15 protein-coding genes and 2 pseudogenes are annotated in these 15359 nt (G+C 71.9%); 13 read left to right on the forward strand and 4 right to left on the reverse strand.

The window, feature by feature from the left end; translation table 11 throughout:
- Window positions 1-12: 12 nt before the first annotated feature.
- A complete protein-coding gene (locus OP79_RS42670; protein WP_033328508.1) occupies window positions 13-1314 on the reverse strand; it encodes an ATP-grasp domain-containing protein in 1302 nt (433 codons plus the stop codon).
- Window positions 1315-1635: 321 nt separating this feature from the next.
- Between OP79_RS42670 and OP79_RS42675 the strand changes: the two genes are divergently transcribed.
- The 10 genes and pseudogenes from OP79_RS42675 (at window position 1636) to OP79_RS42715 (ending at window position 9935) form a co-directional block, all read left to right on the forward strand.
- Entirely contained in the window at window positions 1636-1932 is a 297-nt protein-coding gene (locus OP79_RS42675; protein ID WP_033328509.1) for a GlsB/YeaQ/YmgE family stress response membrane protein, read from the forward strand.
- 167 nt (window positions 1933-2099) lie between these two features.
- A complete protein-coding gene (locus tag OP79_RS50780) occupies window positions 2100-2666 on the forward strand; it encodes an endonuclease/exonuclease/phosphatase family protein (protein ID WP_106972626.1) in 567 nt (188 codons plus the stop codon).
- 757 nt (window positions 2667-3423) lie between these two features.
- On the forward strand, window positions 3424-3591 hold the full coding sequence (locus OP79_RS58730) for a hypothetical protein (RefSeq protein ID WP_425428681.1): 168 nt from the start codon (window positions 3424-3426) through the stop codon (window positions 3589-3591).
- 106 nt (window positions 3592-3697) lie between these two features.
- On the forward strand, window positions 3698-4300 hold the full coding sequence (locus tag OP79_RS42685) for a D-glycero-alpha-D-manno-heptose-1,7-bisphosphate 7-phosphatase (protein WP_033328510.1): 603 nt from the start codon (window positions 3698-3700) through the stop codon (window positions 4298-4300).
- Window positions 4297-5286 carry a glycosyltransferase family 9 protein gene (locus OP79_RS42690; RefSeq protein WP_033328511.1) on the forward strand — a complete coding sequence of 330 codons (990 nt, stop codon included), beginning with the start codon at window positions 4297-4299 and terminating at the stop codon, window positions 5284-5286. Before OP79_RS42685 ends, OP79_RS42690 begins: the two co-directional genes overlap by 4 nt.
- A complete protein-coding gene (locus OP79_RS42695; RefSeq protein WP_033328512.1) occupies window positions 5283-6233 on the forward strand; it encodes a glycosyltransferase in 951 nt (316 codons plus the stop codon). Before OP79_RS42690 ends, OP79_RS42695 begins: the two co-directional genes overlap by 4 nt.
- Complete coding sequence (locus OP79_RS42700) at window positions 6230-7447, forward strand: glycosyltransferase (RefSeq protein ID WP_033328513.1); 1218 nt, start codon at window positions 6230-6232, stop codon at window positions 7445-7447. Before OP79_RS42695 ends, OP79_RS42700 begins: the two co-directional genes overlap by 4 nt.
- Entirely contained in the window at window positions 7447-8040 is a 594-nt protein-coding gene (locus OP79_RS42705; RefSeq protein ID WP_033328514.1) for a D-sedoheptulose-7-phosphate isomerase, read from the forward strand. The genes OP79_RS42700 and OP79_RS42705 overlap by 1 nt, the downstream gene beginning before the upstream one ends.
- Window position 8041: 1 nt before the next feature.
- Window positions 8042-8653: pseudogene (locus tag OP79_RS42710) on the forward strand (D-beta-D-heptose 1-phosphate adenosyltransferase); the annotation flags it as partial.
- Between the two features lie 247 nt (window positions 8654-8900).
- On the forward strand, window positions 8901-9935 hold the full coding sequence (locus OP79_RS42715) for a DNA topoisomerase IB (protein ID WP_033328515.1): 1035 nt from the start codon (window positions 8901-8903) through the stop codon (window positions 9933-9935).
- Window positions 9936-10086: 151 nt separating this feature from the next.
- On the opposite strand, the gene OP79_RS56225 is transcribed toward OP79_RS42715, so the two are convergent.
- Window positions 10087-10263: a hypothetical protein gene (locus tag OP79_RS56225; RefSeq protein ID WP_169786247.1), complete on the reverse strand. Its 177-nt coding sequence runs from the start codon at window positions 10261-10263 to the stop codon at window positions 10087-10089.
- A gap of 211 nt (window positions 10264-10474) precedes the next feature.
- Here OP79_RS56225 and OP79_RS42720 point away from each other — a divergent pair, with 211 nt between their 5' ends.
- Window positions 10475-11482, forward strand: a complete 1008-nt coding sequence (locus tag OP79_RS42720) for an SDR family oxidoreductase (protein WP_033328516.1) — start codon at window positions 10475-10477, stop codon at window positions 11480-11482.
- A 75-nt stretch (window positions 11483-11557) separates the two neighbouring features.
- On the opposite strand, the gene OP79_RS42725 is transcribed toward OP79_RS42720, so the two are convergent.
- Window positions 11558-12838 carry a cytochrome P450 gene (locus OP79_RS42725; RefSeq protein WP_033328517.1) on the reverse strand — a complete coding sequence of 427 codons (1281 nt, stop codon included), beginning with the start codon at window positions 12836-12838 and terminating at the stop codon, window positions 11558-11560.
- A gap of 69 nt (window positions 12839-12907) precedes the next feature.
- Window positions 12908-13075 (reverse strand): annotated as a pseudogene (locus OP79_RS42730) (antitermination regulator); the annotation flags it as partial.
- Between the two features lie 250 nt (window positions 13076-13325).
- Here OP79_RS42730 and OP79_RS42735 point away from each other — a divergent pair.
- Window positions 13326-13814: a DUF5709 domain-containing protein gene (locus tag OP79_RS42735; protein WP_033328519.1), complete on the forward strand. Its 489-nt coding sequence runs from the start codon at window positions 13326-13328 to the stop codon at window positions 13812-13814.
- Window positions 13815-14570: 756 nt separating this feature from the next.
- Window positions 14571-14801 (forward strand): DUF5133 domain-containing protein, encoded by a 231-nt coding sequence (locus OP79_RS42740; protein ID WP_033328520.1) that lies wholly within the window; start codon window positions 14571-14573, stop codon window positions 14799-14801.
- The last annotated feature ends 558 nt before the right edge of the window (window positions 14802-15359 follow it).

Here is a 15359-nt window from a genome sequence, read left to right on the forward strand (position 1 = left end):
GTCACTGTCGCGTCACTCGGGCGGGACCTCGACCTCGTCGAAGACGAGACCCAGGGCGGCCACACAGTGGTCGTACTTCTCCCGCAGCTCCTCCTCGTTCGCCCCGCCGGTGAAGATATGGGCCAACTCGTAGCTGTAACTGTCCTGTTGGGGGAGCTCCGAGAGCCGGGTGCCCTCCTCGGGGACCACGTCGACGCGTACGCCCGGGGTCTCCCGCTCGATACGGGCGATGTCCTCCGGCCCGGGCACACGGCGCACCACGCCGTCGGTGAACCAGCGGTGGTACCACTTCGCCGCCATCGCGTACGGGCCCTCGCGGTGCGGCATGCGAGGGTCGTCGCCGAGGGCAAGGCTGACCATGCAGTGGTGGTTGGGCACGCCGTCGACGTACTGGAACAGCTCCGCGTGCGACTGGGAGTGCCGGGGATTGATCTCCAGCAGGCTGATCTGCCGTGTCCGCGGATCGTAGAAGTACTCGATGCTGAAGGTGGCCGAGTCCATGCCTACGCGCCGCATCACGCGCTCGGTGACGTCGTGGAGTTCCGCGATGACCGGTGGCGGCAGCGTCGAGGGGTACTGGTGGCGCAGGAAGCAAGGCGAGTCCGGGTAGTCGATGGAGTCCAGGACTCCGTAGACCGTCACCTCGCCCTGGTGGGTGTAGCCCTCCACGGCGACCTGGACGCCGGACATCTCCTCCTCCGCGAGGCAGACCTGACCGCCGAGACCGTCCATCTCCGGTGGCAGGTCGATGCGTTCGAGGATGTGCTCGAAGGGGCGGCCGATCCGGGCGATTCCCTCGCGGATCTCGGCGACGGCCGCGCGGAACTCCTGCTCGTCCCCGACGCCGAAGGCGAGTTCGGAGGAGTACGAGAGGGCGGGCTTGACCCACATTGGGAACCCGACGTTCCCGGGCGGGCGCGGCGGCTCGGCCGCCAGGTCGACCCTGCCGAAACGCGGGTGCCGGTCGGTGACCTTCTGCTGCTCCAGTCGGCTCCAGTACTTGTGCTCGCACCTGACCACCGACTCGAGGCTCGTGCTGCGGGTGCCGTAGCGCTCGCTCAGAATCGGGACGAGGGTGCTGACGGGGAAGTCCCAGTAGCCGACGATCGCGTCGACGCTGCCGTCGAAGGCGTCCAGCACGCCCTGAGCCTTCTCGATCAGCGCGGGCAGGTGCACCTCGCCGATCTGCAGTTCTTCGATCGTCAGCAGCTGGTGGAAGCGCAGTGAGCGGGCTCCCGGGACCTGCCGGAGCGTCGGCAGGTTGGCCTCGTCGAGCCCGATCACGAAGACGTTCTTGACCTTCTCGTCAGGCACGGCTCTCCTTCCGACCTACGACCGGCTGGCAGATCTCCCAAGATCGTCGGAGTACCCCTTCACGCGACGGTCAATCCGGTCCGGGCCGCCACTCGTTCGCGGTGCGGCGGGTGCGGACCCCGGCCGACGAGAGCAGTCGAAGCCCACCGGTGCCGCCATCTGGAATGTTCTCCGGCCCCATGTCAGACGGTGCGTTCGAGGGCCTTGGCGTCAACTGCTGTTTGGTGACGTGCCCATGGGTAACCCGTCCGGCGAACCGGACACAAGGCCAGCGAACCGAATACAAGGCCAGCGAACCGGACGCAAAGGAGAAAATCTGCCATGGGCATCATCGCTTGGATAGTCATCGGTCTGCTCGCGGGAGCCATTGCCAAGGCGCTCATGCCGGGCAAGGACCCGGGCGGAATCATTGTCACCATGCTCATCGGTATCGCCGGAGGCCTGCTTGGAGGCTTCCTCGGCAAGGTGATGTTCGGAGTCGACTCGATCGACGGCTTCTTCGACCTGTCCACCTGGATCGCGGCCATCGTCGGATCCGTCATCCTCCTCGCGCTGTACCGGCTGTTCACCAGTCGCGGACACGGGCGCGGGCACCGGCGCGGACACGTCCACGCATAGCAGGCTCGTTCACGAACTGCGGCCCGGGACGGGTGAGCCCGGGCCGCATCGCGATGGCCGGAGTCCGGCGAACGGGTTCCCTCGGGCGCGGTGAGCACCTCACGCCGTCGGCGGGCGGGCCTGGGGCACGCCGGCGGTGACGGAAACGTGATGGGGGAGCGTCGCCAATGCGGGTAGTGACCTGGAACGTCTGGGGCCGATTCGGGCCGTGGCGGGACCGGGCTCCGCGGATTCTGACGACGTTGGACGAGCTGCAAGCGGACATCGTGTGCCTGCAGGAGACCTGGAGCACGTCGGACACCAGCCAGGCGGACGAAATGGCCGCGCGGCTCGGCCTTCACGCGGTCTTTGCCCGGAGCCGTATGCCGAGGCAGCAACCGACCCCCGACGCCGCGATCCTCGGCCTGGCGGTACTCGGGCGGTGGCCGGTTGTGGAGTACCGGCGGCATCAGTTGCCTGATGGCGCGGACGGACCTCCACGACGCGGCGACCCCACGATCGCCCTCGCCGTCACCTTCGCCCATCCGGCCGGTCCCCTGCATGTCGTGACGGCCTGCCCGGACTGGCAGGCCGACCGTGGCGACGCACGGCTCGCGCAGACCCGTGCGCTGGCCGACCTGCTCGCCGATCCCGCTCTGGACGGTCCCTTGCCGCCCATCCTGGCCGCCGACCTCAACTCGCGGTCGGATGCACCGGAATTCCTGCCCCTCACCGAAGTCCTCGTCGACGCCTAGGCTGCCACCTGCCCGGCGCAGCCCGGCCACACCTTCACCACCAACAACGCTTTTGTGGGGTCGGACGAGTGGCTCGCCGACGGACGGATCGATCACATTCTCGTGCGCCCCGGTGTGCCCGGCCGCCCAGTCACCCTTCAGGGAACCACGCTCGCGGGAACCAGTGAGCCGGCGCCATCGGATCACTACGCCGTGGTGGCCGATCTGGAGGAGTGAGCCTCGTACCGGTACGCGTGCCGTCGCCCCGGACCGCGGCCGGCATGCCGGTGTGCCACCGGAATGCTGCGGCTTCGCCGCGGGCTGCTGGGGTCGCGCAGGCAGCGAGCTGCCTGTCGGTCGGCGGGGGCGGCTGCGAGCGGTATGTGACCGGCTCGTGAGCGGCGGGCCGTATCCGGCCGACTGGTGAGCAGAACCTCCTGGACTTCCTTCTCTGTCCCGGCGTTTCGCCGGCCTCCGTGCGTGCCCCTCTGAGCCCTGCGCCGTACTGGCGGGCCCGGACACCGCCCGCCTTGTCCCCGGGGCCGTCGGCACCGCTCGACGAACCGGCCGACCGACCGAAGCATTGTTCGACCCCAGTAGTCAGCCGCCCCCCTCACCCCAGCTGTTGCAACCAGCCGTGACGCAAAAATTGCATTCTGTGAAATAAGGGGGCGTTCCATGCCGAGCTATCTCCAAGTGTTTGAGACAGCTGTCACGGCGGCACCCGCAAAAGCCGGAGCACTGACCCCACCAGCCACCGGGACGGAGCGACCCGCCCATGAAGATCCTTGGCATCAACGCCCTGTTCCACGACCCGGCCGCCGCTCTCCTCGTCGACGGCCATACGGCCGCGGCCGCCGCGGCCGCCGCCTCGGCTGGGCCGCCGGCACCGGCGAGTTCGCGTGGGCGCGCATCGCACCCGGCCCGCGCACCCGGAACGAGGTGACGACCATGCTCGTGACCAGCGCGCTCATCCCGCCCGCCGCGACCTGGCACTGGCTGCGCGGTCTGTGGCGGCACCGGGGCGCCCCCGCCTGGCAGGAGGTGGCGTCGTGAGCGGCGTGAAGGCCGTGCTGTTCGACCGCGACGGCACCCTCGTCCACGACGTGCCCTACAACGGCGACCCCGACCGGGTCCGCCCGGTCGACGGAGCCCGCGAGGCGCTCGGCCTGCTGCGCGAGAGCGGCATCCGCACCGGCGTCGTCACCAACCAGTCCGGCATCGCGCGCGGACTGCTCACCGACGCCGACGTCCGCAGGGTCAACCACCGCGTCGACGAACTCCTCGGCCCCTTCGACGTGTGGGCCGTGTGCCCGCACGGGCCCGACGACGGCTGCCACTGCCGCAAACCGGAACCGGGCCTGATCCTCTGGGCGGCCGGACGGATCTGCACCGCGCCCGCCGACTGCGTCGTCGTCGGCGACATCGGCGCCGACGTCGAGGCCGCACACCGGGCGGGCGCCCACGGCATCCTCGTACCGGCTCCGGAGACGCGGCCGGAGGAGACGGCGCGGGCGGAGCATGTGGCGCCGGACGTCCTGACCGCCGTCCGCGCGGTCCTGGCAGGGCCTCCGCGGGGCCGCCTCCTGGCTGACGAGCGGCCCATCGAGGCCGCCTACGACACCGCCTACGACACCCGTGGGAGGCCACCGTGAAGGCCCTCGTCACCCGCCTCGACAGCTTCGGCGACGTGCTGCTCGCCGGGCCCGCCGTACGGGCAGCCGCCGCCCGCGCCGACACCGTCACGATGCTGTGCGGACCGCGGGGCGCGCCCGCCGCGCGCCTGCTGCCCGGCGTGGACGACATCCTGGTCTGGGACGCGCCCTGGGTGGGTTTCGAACCCCCGCCCGTCGGCCGCGGAGAGGTCGAGCAGCTTCTCGACATGATCGACGCCGACACCGCCCTGATCCTGACCTCCTTCCATCAATCCCCGCTGCCCGCCGCCCTGTTGCTGCGCCTGGCCGGGGTGGGGCACATCGCAGCGGACAGCGAGGACTACCCCGGCTCCCTCCTCGACGTACGCCACCACCGCGCGCCGCACGCCCACGAGGCGGAGGCCGCGCTCGACCTCGCCGAAGCCGCGGGATTCCCCCGGGTCGACGACGGACGGCTGCGGGTGCTGCCGCCACCCGCCACCGCCGCGGTGACCGGTCCCGGGCCGTACGTCGTGCTGCACCCCGGCGCCGGCGTCCCCGCCCGGGCCTGGAGCCGCGAGCGCAGCGCGGAGGCCGTGCGCGAACTGGCCGCGGACGGGCACCGGGTCGTGGTCACCGGCGGCCCGGACGAGCGGGAACTGACCGCGTACGTCGCCGGCGAGCACGGCCTCGACCTCGGCGGCCGTACCGGTGCCGCGGAACTCGCCGGTGTGCTGGCCGGAGCCGACGCCGTCGTCACCGGCAACACGGCCCCGGCCCACCTCGCCGCCGCCGTCGGCACCCCCGTCGTCTCGCTCTTCGCGCCGGTGGTGCCCGCCGAGCGCCGGCGGCCGTACGGCGTTCCGTACGTCCTGCTCGGCGACCAGGCCGCACCGTGCGCGGACAGCCGTGCACGGACCTGCCCGGTCCCCGGCCATCCGTGTCTGGAGTCGGTGACCGTGCTCGATGTGCTCGCCGCCGTGCGGAAACTCGTGGGGGAGTCATGAGGATCCTCATCTGGCATGTGCACGGGTCGTGGACCACGGCCTTCGTGCAGGGCCCGCACACCTACGTCGTCCCCGTCACGCCGGACCGGGGGCCCGACGGACTCGGCCGCGCCCGCACCTTCGACTGGCCGGACTCCGTCGTCGAAGTCCCGCCGGAGCGGCTGCGGGACGCGGACATCGACGCCGTGGTCCTCCAGCGGCCGCACGAACTCGCCCTGGTCGACCGCTGGCTGGGGCGCCGGCCGCCGCTGGTGTACCTCGAGCACAACGCCCCGCACGGTGACGTCCCCGACACCCGCCACCCGGCCGCCGATATCCCCGGCGCCACCCTCGTCCACGTCACGCACTTCAACCGCCTGATGTGGGACGCCGGAAACACCCCGACGACCGTCATCGAGCACGGCATCGTCGACCCCGGGCACCTGTGGACCGGTGAGCTGGACCGGGCGGCCGTGGTGGTCAACGAGCCGGTGCGGCGCGGCCGTACGACGGGCACGGACCTGCTGCCGGAGTTCTCCCGCGCGGCCCCCTTGGACGTATTCGGCATGGGGACCGACGGGCTCGCCGACCGGATCGGCGTCCCGACCGACCGCTGCCGCTCCCACGAACTCGTCCAGAGCGAGCTGCACGCGCAGATGGGCCGACGGCGCGTGTACGTCCACCCCGTCCGCTGGACCTCCCTCGGCCTGTCCCTGCTGGAGGCGATGCACCTCGGCATGCCGGTGGTGGCCCTCGCCACCACCGAGGTGACCGAGGCGGTGCCGGCGGGTGCCGGGGTGGTCTCCAACCGCGTCGACGTACTGACAGACGCCGTACGGGACTTCGTCGCCGATCCGCTGCACGCCCGCATGGTCGGCGAGGGCGCACGCGCCGCGGCGCTCGCCCGCTACGGGCTACCCCGCTTCCTGGACGACTGGGAGCGGCTGCTGAAGGAAGTGAGCCGATGAGGATCGCCATGGTGTCCGAGCACGCGAGCCCCCTGGCGGCGCTCGGCGGCGTCGACGCCGGTGGCCAGAACGTGTATGTCGCCCGCCTCACCGAGGAGTTGGCACGCCGCGGCCACGACGTCACCGTCTACACCCGGCGTGACGCGACCGGCCCGCCCGACCGGGTGCCGCTGCCCGGCGGCGCCGTCGTCGAGCACGTACCGGCCGGGCCGCCCGAACCGGTCCCCAAGGACGAGCTGTTCCCGTACATGCCCGCCTTCGGCGCGTACCTCGCGCGCGTCTGGGAGCGCGAGCGGCCCGACGCCGTGCACGCCCACTTCTGGATGTCCGGGATGGCGGCACAGACCGGCGCCGAGCCTCACGGCATCCCCGTCGTGCAGACCTTCCACGCCCTCGGCGCCGTCAAGCGGCGCCACCAGGGCCACGAGGACACCAGCCCGCCCCAGCGCATCGGTGTCGAGCGGCAGATCGGCCGCGGCTGCGCCCGGGTCCTGGCGACCTGCACCGACGAGGTGCACGAACTGGCCGACATGGGCGTACCGGTCAGCCGGGTCTCCGTGGTGCCGTGCGGGGTGGACGCCGACCACTTCCGCCCCGGGAGGCCACGCGCCAAGACACCGGTACGGAGGGAGCGGCACCGGATCCTCTCCTGCGGGCGGCTCGTCCCCCGCAAGGGCTACGACCAGGCCATCCGCGCGCTCACCCGGATCCCCGGCGCCGAACTCGTCGTGGCCGGCGGGCCGCCGCCCGAACTGCTGGCCGCCGAACCGGAGGCACAGCGGCTGCTGCGCCTGGCCGAACGCGCCGGCGTCGGCGACCGGGTCCACCTGCTCGGCGCCGTGGACCCGGCCCACATGCCCGCGCTGATCCGCAGCGCCGACGTGGCCCTGTGCACCCCGACGTACGAGCCCTTCGGCATCGTCCCGCTTGAGGCGATGGCCTGCGGCGTACCGGTCGTCGCCACCGACGTCGGCGGCCACCGGGACACCGTGGCCGACCACGGCACCGGCCGGCTGGTGCCGGCGGGCGACCCGTGGGGGATCGCCGAGGCCACCCGCGAACTCCTCGACGACGAGCGGTCGCGCCGCCGCATGGGCGCGGCCGGCCGCGAACGCGTCCTCGCCCGCTACACCTGGCAGCGCGTCGCGGACGGCGTCGAACAGGTCCACCAACGCGTCACGGCGCGTGACGCGATCCCGTCGGAGGTGGCGTGATGAGCACCCGCAGCACCGAGACATCCCCGGTCGCCGCGCACTGCGACGAACTCCTCGACGCCCTGGGGGCGTTCCGTGCCTCGGCACACGTCACCGAACGGTGGGGCGAGCAACTCGCCACCGTCCTCAGCGGCGGCGGGCGACTGCTCGCCGCGGGCAACGGCGGCAGTGCGGCCCAGGCCCAGCACCTGACCGCCGAACTCGTCGGCCGTTACCTCGACGACCGGCCGGCGTTCTCCGCGATCGCCCTGCACGCCGACACCTCCAGCACGACGGCCATCGCCAACGACTATGGCGTCGACGAGGTGTTCGCCCGCCAGGTACGCGCCCACGGCCGCCCCGGCGACGTGCTGATGCTGCTGTCCACCAGCGGCGCCAGCGCCAACCTGCTGTCCGCCGCCCACACGGGACGCGCGGCGGGCCTGCGCGTGTGGACACTGACCGGCCCGGCCCCGAACCCCCTGCTGGCGGGCAGCGACGAGTCCCTGTGCGTGAGCGCCGCCTCCACCGCCACCGTCCAGGAACTCCATCTCGTGGCGGTGCACATGGTGTGCGCCGCGTTCGACGCCGCGCTGGCAAGGGAGGGCAGCTGACATGCACCGCAAGGCACCCCTCGTCGTGGTCGGCGACGCTCTGCTGGACCGCGACCTGACCGGCACCGCCGAGCGCCTCGCCCCCGACGCGCCCGTGCCCGTCGTCGCCGACTGCGCGCACCGGCTGCGGCCGGGCGGCGCCGCCCTCACCGCGTACCTCGCGGCCCGCGACGGCCGCGAGGTCACCCTGATCACCGGTCTTGGCGACGACCCGGCGAGCGAGGAACTGCGCCAACTCCTCGCCCCGGAGCTGAAGTTGATCGAGTTGCCGCTGACCGGCGCGCTGTCGGAGAAGACCCGCGTCATGGCCCGGGGCAGCCCTGTGGTCCGCCTGGACCGGGGCGCGGGCCGTGTCCGCGAGGCGACGGACGAGGCGCGCGAGGCACTGTGCTCGGCCTCCGCCGTCCTGGTCTCCGACTACGGCCGGGGCGCGGCGGACGCCCTCCGGGACGTCCTCGCAGAGCGGCCACCTCTGGTCTGGGACCCGCATCCGCGAGGAGGACCGCCGGTGCCGGGCACCCGGCTGGTGTCACCGGCCCGCGCGGAGGCACGTACGTTCGCCGCGGCGGCCGCCGACCAGGAGCGGCACGGGAACGCCCTGCGGGACGCCGCCCCGGCCGCTCCGTACCACGCGCCCTCGACTGGACCGGCCCGGCGCCCGACGTAGCGGTCGACCTGCAAGCCTTGTTCGACCCGGCCGTCGTCGGCTTCGGGCACGGCTTTCCCCAGGAATCTGCGATCTGAGGTAGATGGGGGGAGCAGAAGAGGGAAGCAGCCGACTGAGTCGGCTGGGAACCGGAGGACCGTGCACAGGGCGAGTCGGTACTTTCATCGCCGCAGGTGCGTCCGAGGAGGTTGCGGTGCGTCTCTACCACAGCCGTCCCACTGACCCCGGGTACCGCCGCCTGCGCCACGGGCGCGGCTTCCGTTACCTCGACGTCCGGGGAGAGCCGCTGCGCGACGCCGGGGAGCTGGCCCGGATCCGGCAGCTGGTCATACCGCCGGCCTGGCGGGATGTGTGGATCTGCACCCGGGCCAACGGTCATCTGCAAGCTGTCGGTACCGACGCCGCCGGACGCCGTCAGTACCTGTACCACCCGCAGTTCCGTGCCGAGCAGGAGCAGGCCAAGCACGAGCACGTACTCGACGTCGCCGAGACTCTACCCGCGGTACGGGAGGCTGTCGAAGGGCATCTGCGCGACCGCGGGCTGACCCGGCAGCGGGTCCTGGCCACGGCCGTACGCCTGCTCGACCTCGGCTTCTTCCGCATCGGCAGCGACCGCTACACCGACCTGAACAACAGCTACGGCCTCACCACGCTGCTGCGTGAACACTCCCGCTGCCACGCCGGTGCGGTCCTGTTCACCTACACCGGCAAGCACGGCAAGGAGATCGCCCAGACGGTCGCAGACCCCGCCGCCTGCCGTAGCCTCACCGCGCTGCTGCGGCGCCGGGGCGGCGGCGACCGGCTCCTTGCCTACTGGGAGGGGCGCGCCTGGCATGACGTGAGTGGTCATGACGTCAACGCGTACCTCAAGGAACTGGCCGGCCTGGAGATCACCGCCAAGGACTTCCGCACCTGGCATGCCACCGTCATGGCCGCCGTGGCGCTTGCCGTCTCGGAGCCTGTCGCGCGCAGCGAGACCGCCCGGCGCAGGGCCATCGCCCGGGCGGCGCGAGAGGTGGCCGGGTACCTCGGCAACACACCTGCGGTCTGCCGGGCTTCCTACATCAACCCGCGGGTGGTCGAACTCTTCGAGGAGGGCGTGACGGTCGCCGCCGCGCTGCCGCACCTCGGCGACGAGGGCGCCTACGGCATCCCCGCGACCCAGGGACCTGCGGAACGGGCCGTGCTGCGCATGCTGCGGAACGGGCACCCCCCTGAAGGGGAGTGAGGCGTACGCCTGCGCCGACGCCGCGACGGCATGTGCGCCGCGACTTCTTCAGCCTCTCGGCCGACTCGTCGGCGTGCTGCTCCCCGGGCGAGGTCGCTGGCCGGCCGCGTGGCCAGGGGACTTGTCACCTGCGTCCGCGACCGGCCGAGTTCTACTCCTCCTCGTAGTCCTCCGGCGTGATGTCTGCCTCGTCCAGCGCCTCCCGCATGGAGCGCCCGGCCCCTTGGTTCTCCTGCTTCTGCTGCGAACGGCGTTCCTCGTCAGGCTTTGCGACGGACGTGTCGTCGGTTTTCCCGGTCTTCGGACGGTTCTCGTCAGGGACGGTCATACGCCACTCCTTCTGCGAAAGGCGGGCCCTGGTGCGATCGAGCAAACCCTGAGTACCCGAAGACCGGCCTCCAATGCGGAATCCCACGCTGACAGTGCGCCGCGGCGAGCTGTGCGGCCACCGCGATCATCTGCCCATGTGGGGTACCCGTTCGGCGGTGGAGCCGGACATGACGCGTCCGGCTCGAGCAGACGACCCGAGGAGGTACGACATGCGACTGAAGGACCACGTAGTGGTGGTGACCGGAGCGTCCAGCGGGATCGGGCGTGCCACAGCCGAGGCTTTCGCCCGCAAGGGATGCGCCGTGGTGCTGGCCGCGCGCCGCGAGGAGGCGCTGCGGGCCACCGCCCAGGAGTGCGAGAAGCATCGCGGGGCACGAGCGCTGGTCGTGCCGACCGATACGACTGATGTCAGGGCGGTCGAGGAGCTGGCGCGGCGTGCGGTGGAGGAGTTTGGCCGGATCGACGTCTGGGTCAACAACGCGGCTGTCAACGCCTTCGGCCGTTTCGAGGACGTGCCGCTGGAGGATTTCCGCAAGGTCCTGGACGTCGATGTCATGGGCTACGTGCACGGGGCCCGAGCGGCTCTGCCGGTGATGCGGGGACAGGGTACGGGCACGCTGATCAACATCTCGTCCGTCGTGGGTGCCACCTCTCAGCCGTACAGCCATCCGTACAGCATGTCCAAGCACGCCGTCCAAGGGCTCGGGTCGAGCCTCCGGCAGCAGTTGCAGGTGGAGGGGGTCAAGGGCATCCAGGTGTGCACCGTGATGCCCGCGACCATCGACACCCCGCACTTCGAGCAGGCGGCCAACTACACCGGGCGCAAGGTGGTCGCCATGCCTCCCGTCTACAGCCCCGAGCGGGTCGCCCGGGCCGTCGTGGATCTGGTCCGCCACCCACGCCGTGAAGTGGTCGTCGGCCCCGCGGGCCGCGCTCTGGTACGCCAGTCCCGGAGGACACCGGGAATCGCGGAGCGGGCGATGGCACGACAGGCGGGCAAGACCCATCTGTCCCACGAGGAGGAGGCTCCCGCCACCCACGGCACGCTGCACGTACCGGCTCCCGGGGAGGGGGCGGTGCACGGCGGCTGGGACGGACGGCGGCGGACCGCGATGCGCAGGACGGCTGCCGCTGCCGTGCTGGCGGGAGCGGCCGTGACCGCCGGGCGGCGGATGAGTCGTGGTCCGGTGGGTGCCCTGACCGGGCGGGGCGCCTGACCGGCACCCGGCCGTGTGCGGGTTCCGCGCCCGCACACGGTGGCCCCCCGCGAGACGCCGATCTCCGGGCAGCCGTCAGCCCGCTGCCCGCCCGGAGCTGAGAACGGGCGCCGGTACACGGACGGCCTCGATGACGAATCCGCTGCGTATGCGCGCCGGGATGCGGTTCAGCGGGATCCTCAGGTCCTGTTCCGGCACGTCGTACTCCAGGCGCGCCAGCCGTGGCCCGAGGGCGCGCAGCAGCGCGATCGTGACGTCCTCACCGGGGCAGCGGTGACCGGTGGTGCGGTCGCCGCCGCCTTGAGGAACGAGTTCGTCGCGATGGGGCGGCCGCTCCAGGAAGCGCTGTGGGTCGAAGGTGTACGGAGCGTCCCAGAGGTCGGGGTCGTGGTTCTGCCCGTACAGGTCCAGCAGGACCAAAGCGCCGGACGGGATCGGTTCTCCCTGCCACTCCAGATCGGTGACGGCCCGGCCGCCGAGGAACGGGGCGAAGGGGTAGAAGCGCCGCAGCTCATGGGCGAAGGCCACGGCGTACGCGGGGTCGTCCTCGCCCAGCCGTTCCCGGATGTCCGGCCTGAGGCGCAGCGCATGACCGGCGTAGGCGACGAACCAGCACACCGCGACGGTCGGACGGATGACATTGAGCAGTTCGACCGCGGCCGTGTGCGGGTCGAGGAGCCGGCCGTCGGTGTCCCGGTGCCGGACGACACCATCCAGCGCAGACCCGGTCGGCGCGGTGGCGGCCCCGTCCCGTACGTCCTCGACCAGACGTCCCAGCCACGCCTCGCTGCGGGACCGCGCACGGCGCGCCCGCCAGTGGCGCGGCCCCGGCGTGGCGAAGCCGTCGACCATGGCGACCAGGTCCCGGGCCACCGACTCCGCCTCCGCGTCGTCGAGGGGGATGCCGGCCCACCGGCAGACGCCTCGGGTGAGAACGCGGCTCGCTTCGTCGAACAGGACCACCGACGGACGGCCGGGCCACGACTCCACCGCCTCGTCCCATGTCGAGGCGACGCATTCCACCAGACCGGCGACTGCCTCCGGTCCGGTGAGCAGGGAGAGGAACATCTCCTTGCGTACGCGGTGTTCCTGGCCGTCCATGGTGTGCACGGCTCCGTGCCCGAACAGTGTGCTCAGCACCGGACCGGGAAGCGCCGTCCCGCGCTCCACATGCCGTTCGTCGTAGAAGAACCGCACCGCTTCCGGACCGTGCAGGGCGACGGCGTGCTGTCCCATGACCCGGGCGCGCACCACGGGGGCGGTGGTACGGCGCCGACGGTCGGGCAGCCAGGCGTACCCCTTGGCAAGGACGGCGAGTGAGCTGTCGATGAGCGGGGTGCGACGACTCTGATTCATGCGGGGCCGAGTGCCCGCCGCCTTCGACCGGAAACGCGGGCGGGCCCATGCTCACCTGAACAGCGGTGAAGACCGTTCCAGTCGGGCCTGGGTGCGGGCGCTGGAGAAGACGACCGCGGCGTGGGAGGCCGGCAGCCGGCCGGTCAGCTCACCGGCCTCGGTGAAGGCGCCGGGCTTGTGGGAGCAGAGGTTCAGCGCACCGAGGTCCTCGTCCTCGGTGAACAGCAGAAAACCCATTGAGAGTGCCCGCCGCGTCCCAGCCCTCCACCAGCTCGATGGCCGAGGGCAAGTGGTCCGGCAGGTACGCCCCGCGCGGTCGGCGCGCCCTGGCCGGGGCATCTCGACGCCGTAGTGCTGCGAACGGTGGCTCGTGATCTGCACGTGATCGTGGACGGGGCGCCATGCCGGGACCGCGCCAGGCATCACACGCCGGGTACTCGGTACTCCCCACGGGCAGCACCAACCGATCACCGGCCGGGAGGCGGACATGAGCGACGAGAACATGGCGGACGACGTCTATCAGCCCACTGGCAGCAACGAGGAGCAGGAGGACACCGCTCCGCTGGATCTCGAGGACGCGGTGGACGAGCGCACGTACGACGACATGCTGGATGAGGGCTACTCCCCGCCGGAGAAGCCGCTGGGTGTCACCAAAGCGGGCATCACGGCGGCCGAGCAGCATGAGGGTGAGTCCCTCGACGAGAGGCTGGGGCAGGAGGTTCTCGACGTGGAGGAGCCGGCCGGAGACGATGTCGGCGATGTGCCCGACGGCGAGGGCGAACCACGCGACCCCGAGGCCGGCACGGGCCGCGCCGGCCGTCTTGTGGCGCCCGACGAGGGCGCGCGCACGGACACCACCAAGGAACTCGTCGCCGGTGACCGGGGCATCGACGGCGGAGCGGCGGGTGCCGAGGAGGCCGCGGTCCACGTCGTGTCGGACGATCAGTTGCCACCGGTGGACGAGCGCGGGGATTGACACGTCCCGCGCCAGTCGCGGGAGCGTGCTCAGGCTGGTCGCCCACGGCAACCTCCTCGGTCCTGGCCGGGACGGAGAGGCTGCCGTGGGCAAGCAGGCAGCGGTAGTGCTTCGACGGCGGTCGCCGGCGTCGAAGCACTCCGCAGCCGCACCCCGGCCCTGGGCAGTGCTGGACGCCGCGATCGACGCCCGTGGCCCGTCGATCAGCATGCGCGGGCATGCCTCCGTGACCGGGACCCGGACCGAGCATGAGCCGGGCCGGGGCTCGTAGCCAGAGTGCCTGGTGACGGCACTGGGGCGAGGGCGGCGGGTACGGTTTGAGTCCCTGCGGCGCGGGCAATCGGCCCGGCGGGTGCTTGGGATCGCAGGCCCACCACGGGGGCGGCCGAGAATCGGCTGCCCTCTGGTGTGCGCCGTCCAGCCCACCCCGCGGCTGTCCGACCACAGTGCGACGGGAGGAGAACAGACTCGATGAGCAGCGGACGCGATGGCACCCAGCGCCATTGTGAGGTCCCCCGGTACCGCTGCCGACCGGCGAGCGGTCGGCCCCATGCCGCGGCCCGAGCGGCAAGCGCTGGAGGCAGGACACGAGCCAAGCTCGCATCGCCCAGGAACCGGTCATTTCCCAGAGGCGCGTCGAGGCGCGTCTCGGCGCCTGCTGTCCCGTCACATGGACAGCGCCTCGCACGCCCACCAGGTATCGGCCACTGCTTCACAGGCCCTCAGCCTCCACCTCGTGTGAAAGGAGCAGCTCCCATGCTCATGGCCCACCCCGCCGTCCTCGCCGACCTGCTCGAGCAGTACAAAACCCTGCATGCGCTCAACGCCGAGGAAGGCGGTCCCGAGGCACGTCAGCGCTTGGACGACATCTCCTACACCCTGTGCATCGCCACCAGCACCCGCGACATCGGCGCCGCGCTGACAGCGGCCCGCCACCAACTCACCGGAGCTCGCCCAGAAGACGACTCCCTGACAGCTGACGCCTGACGCCCCTGCCGCTGGGGTCCGGCCACTACAGCCGGTCCCCGGGCCACCGGCACGAAAATCGCTTCACCACTGCCGGCAACGGCCCCCCACACGGCCATATGTCACTGCGCCCTGACCGTAGGCGCCGGAGGCTGCCTCCGGCGCCTACGCATGGGGTGGCCGCGGCGTGGTCGGCCGAGTCAGCCACGGCACGGCGGCGGCCCGCCACGGCGGGAAGGGCCAGGAGCCGCACCAGACCCGGCGCCGGACAGGTACGACACGCCGGTGATCTGTGGGGAGCCGGGGGCGAGCGCGATGGCTCCAACCAGACGAGTGCCCGACGCCCGGAGCCTCTCCCGACGCTGAGACGTCGTTCCTTTGGGGTGATCGTTCGTTGAGCCGTGCATGACGGATCTGATGGAACGGTTGGTGCCGGATGAGTTATGGACGTTGTTCCGGCGGGTGCCTGGCGGCGATCATCTTCGTGGCCGCCTCGGGTGGTACCCGGCGGCAGTTGCCCCCGGTGTCCGGCCCGGCCTGGCCGACGGTCTACCGACGTTTCGCCCGGTGGAGCCAGGA

The organism is Streptomyces yerevanensis (genome assembly GCF_000716805.1).
Taxonomy (GTDB): domain Bacteria; phylum Actinomycetota; class Actinomycetes; order Streptomycetales; family Streptomycetaceae; genus Streptomyces; species Streptomyces flaveus.

What these genes read in the sequence shown, in the direction of transcription:
- OP79_RS42675 (WP_033328509.1), top strand. Translation starts at nt 1,636, where the DNA reads ATGGGCATCATCGCTTGGATAGTCATCGGTCTGCTCGCGGGAGCCATT.
- OP79_RS50780 (WP_106972626.1), top strand. Translation starts at nt 2,100, where the DNA reads ATGCGGGTAGTGACCTGGAACGTCTGGGGCCGATTCGGGCCGTGGCGG.
- OP79_RS58730 (WP_425428681.1), top strand. Translation starts at nt 3,424, where the DNA reads ATGAAGATCCTTGGCATCAACGCCCTGTTCCACGACCCGGCCGCCGCT.
- OP79_RS42695 (WP_033328512.1), top strand. Translation starts at nt 5,283, where the DNA reads ATGAGGATCCTCATCTGGCATGTGCACGGGTCGTGGACCACGGCCTTC.
- OP79_RS42700 (WP_033328513.1), top strand. Translation starts at nt 6,230, where the DNA reads ATGAGGATCGCCATGGTGTCCGAGCACGCGAGCCCCCTGGCGGCGCTC.
- OP79_RS42705 (WP_033328514.1), top strand. Translation starts at nt 7,447, where the DNA reads ATGAGCACCCGCAGCACCGAGACATCCCCGGTCGCCGCGCACTGCGAC.
- OP79_RS56225 (WP_169786247.1), bottom strand. Translation starts at nt 10,263, where the DNA reads ATGACCGTCCCTGACGAGAACCGTCCGAAGACCGGGAAAACCGACGAC.
- OP79_RS42720 (WP_033328516.1), top strand. Translation starts at nt 10,475, where the DNA reads ATGCGACTGAAGGACCACGTAGTGGTGGTGACCGGAGCGTCCAGCGGG.
- OP79_RS42725 (WP_033328517.1), bottom strand. Translation starts at nt 12,838, where the DNA reads ATGAATCAGAGTCGTCGCACCCCGCTCATCGACAGCTCACTCGCCGTC.
- OP79_RS42735 (WP_033328519.1), top strand. Translation starts at nt 13,326, where the DNA reads ATGAGCGACGAGAACATGGCGGACGACGTCTATCAGCCCACTGGCAGC.
- OP79_RS42740 (WP_033328520.1), top strand. Translation starts at nt 14,571, where the DNA reads ATGCTCATGGCCCACCCCGCCGTCCTCGCCGACCTGCTCGAGCAGTAC.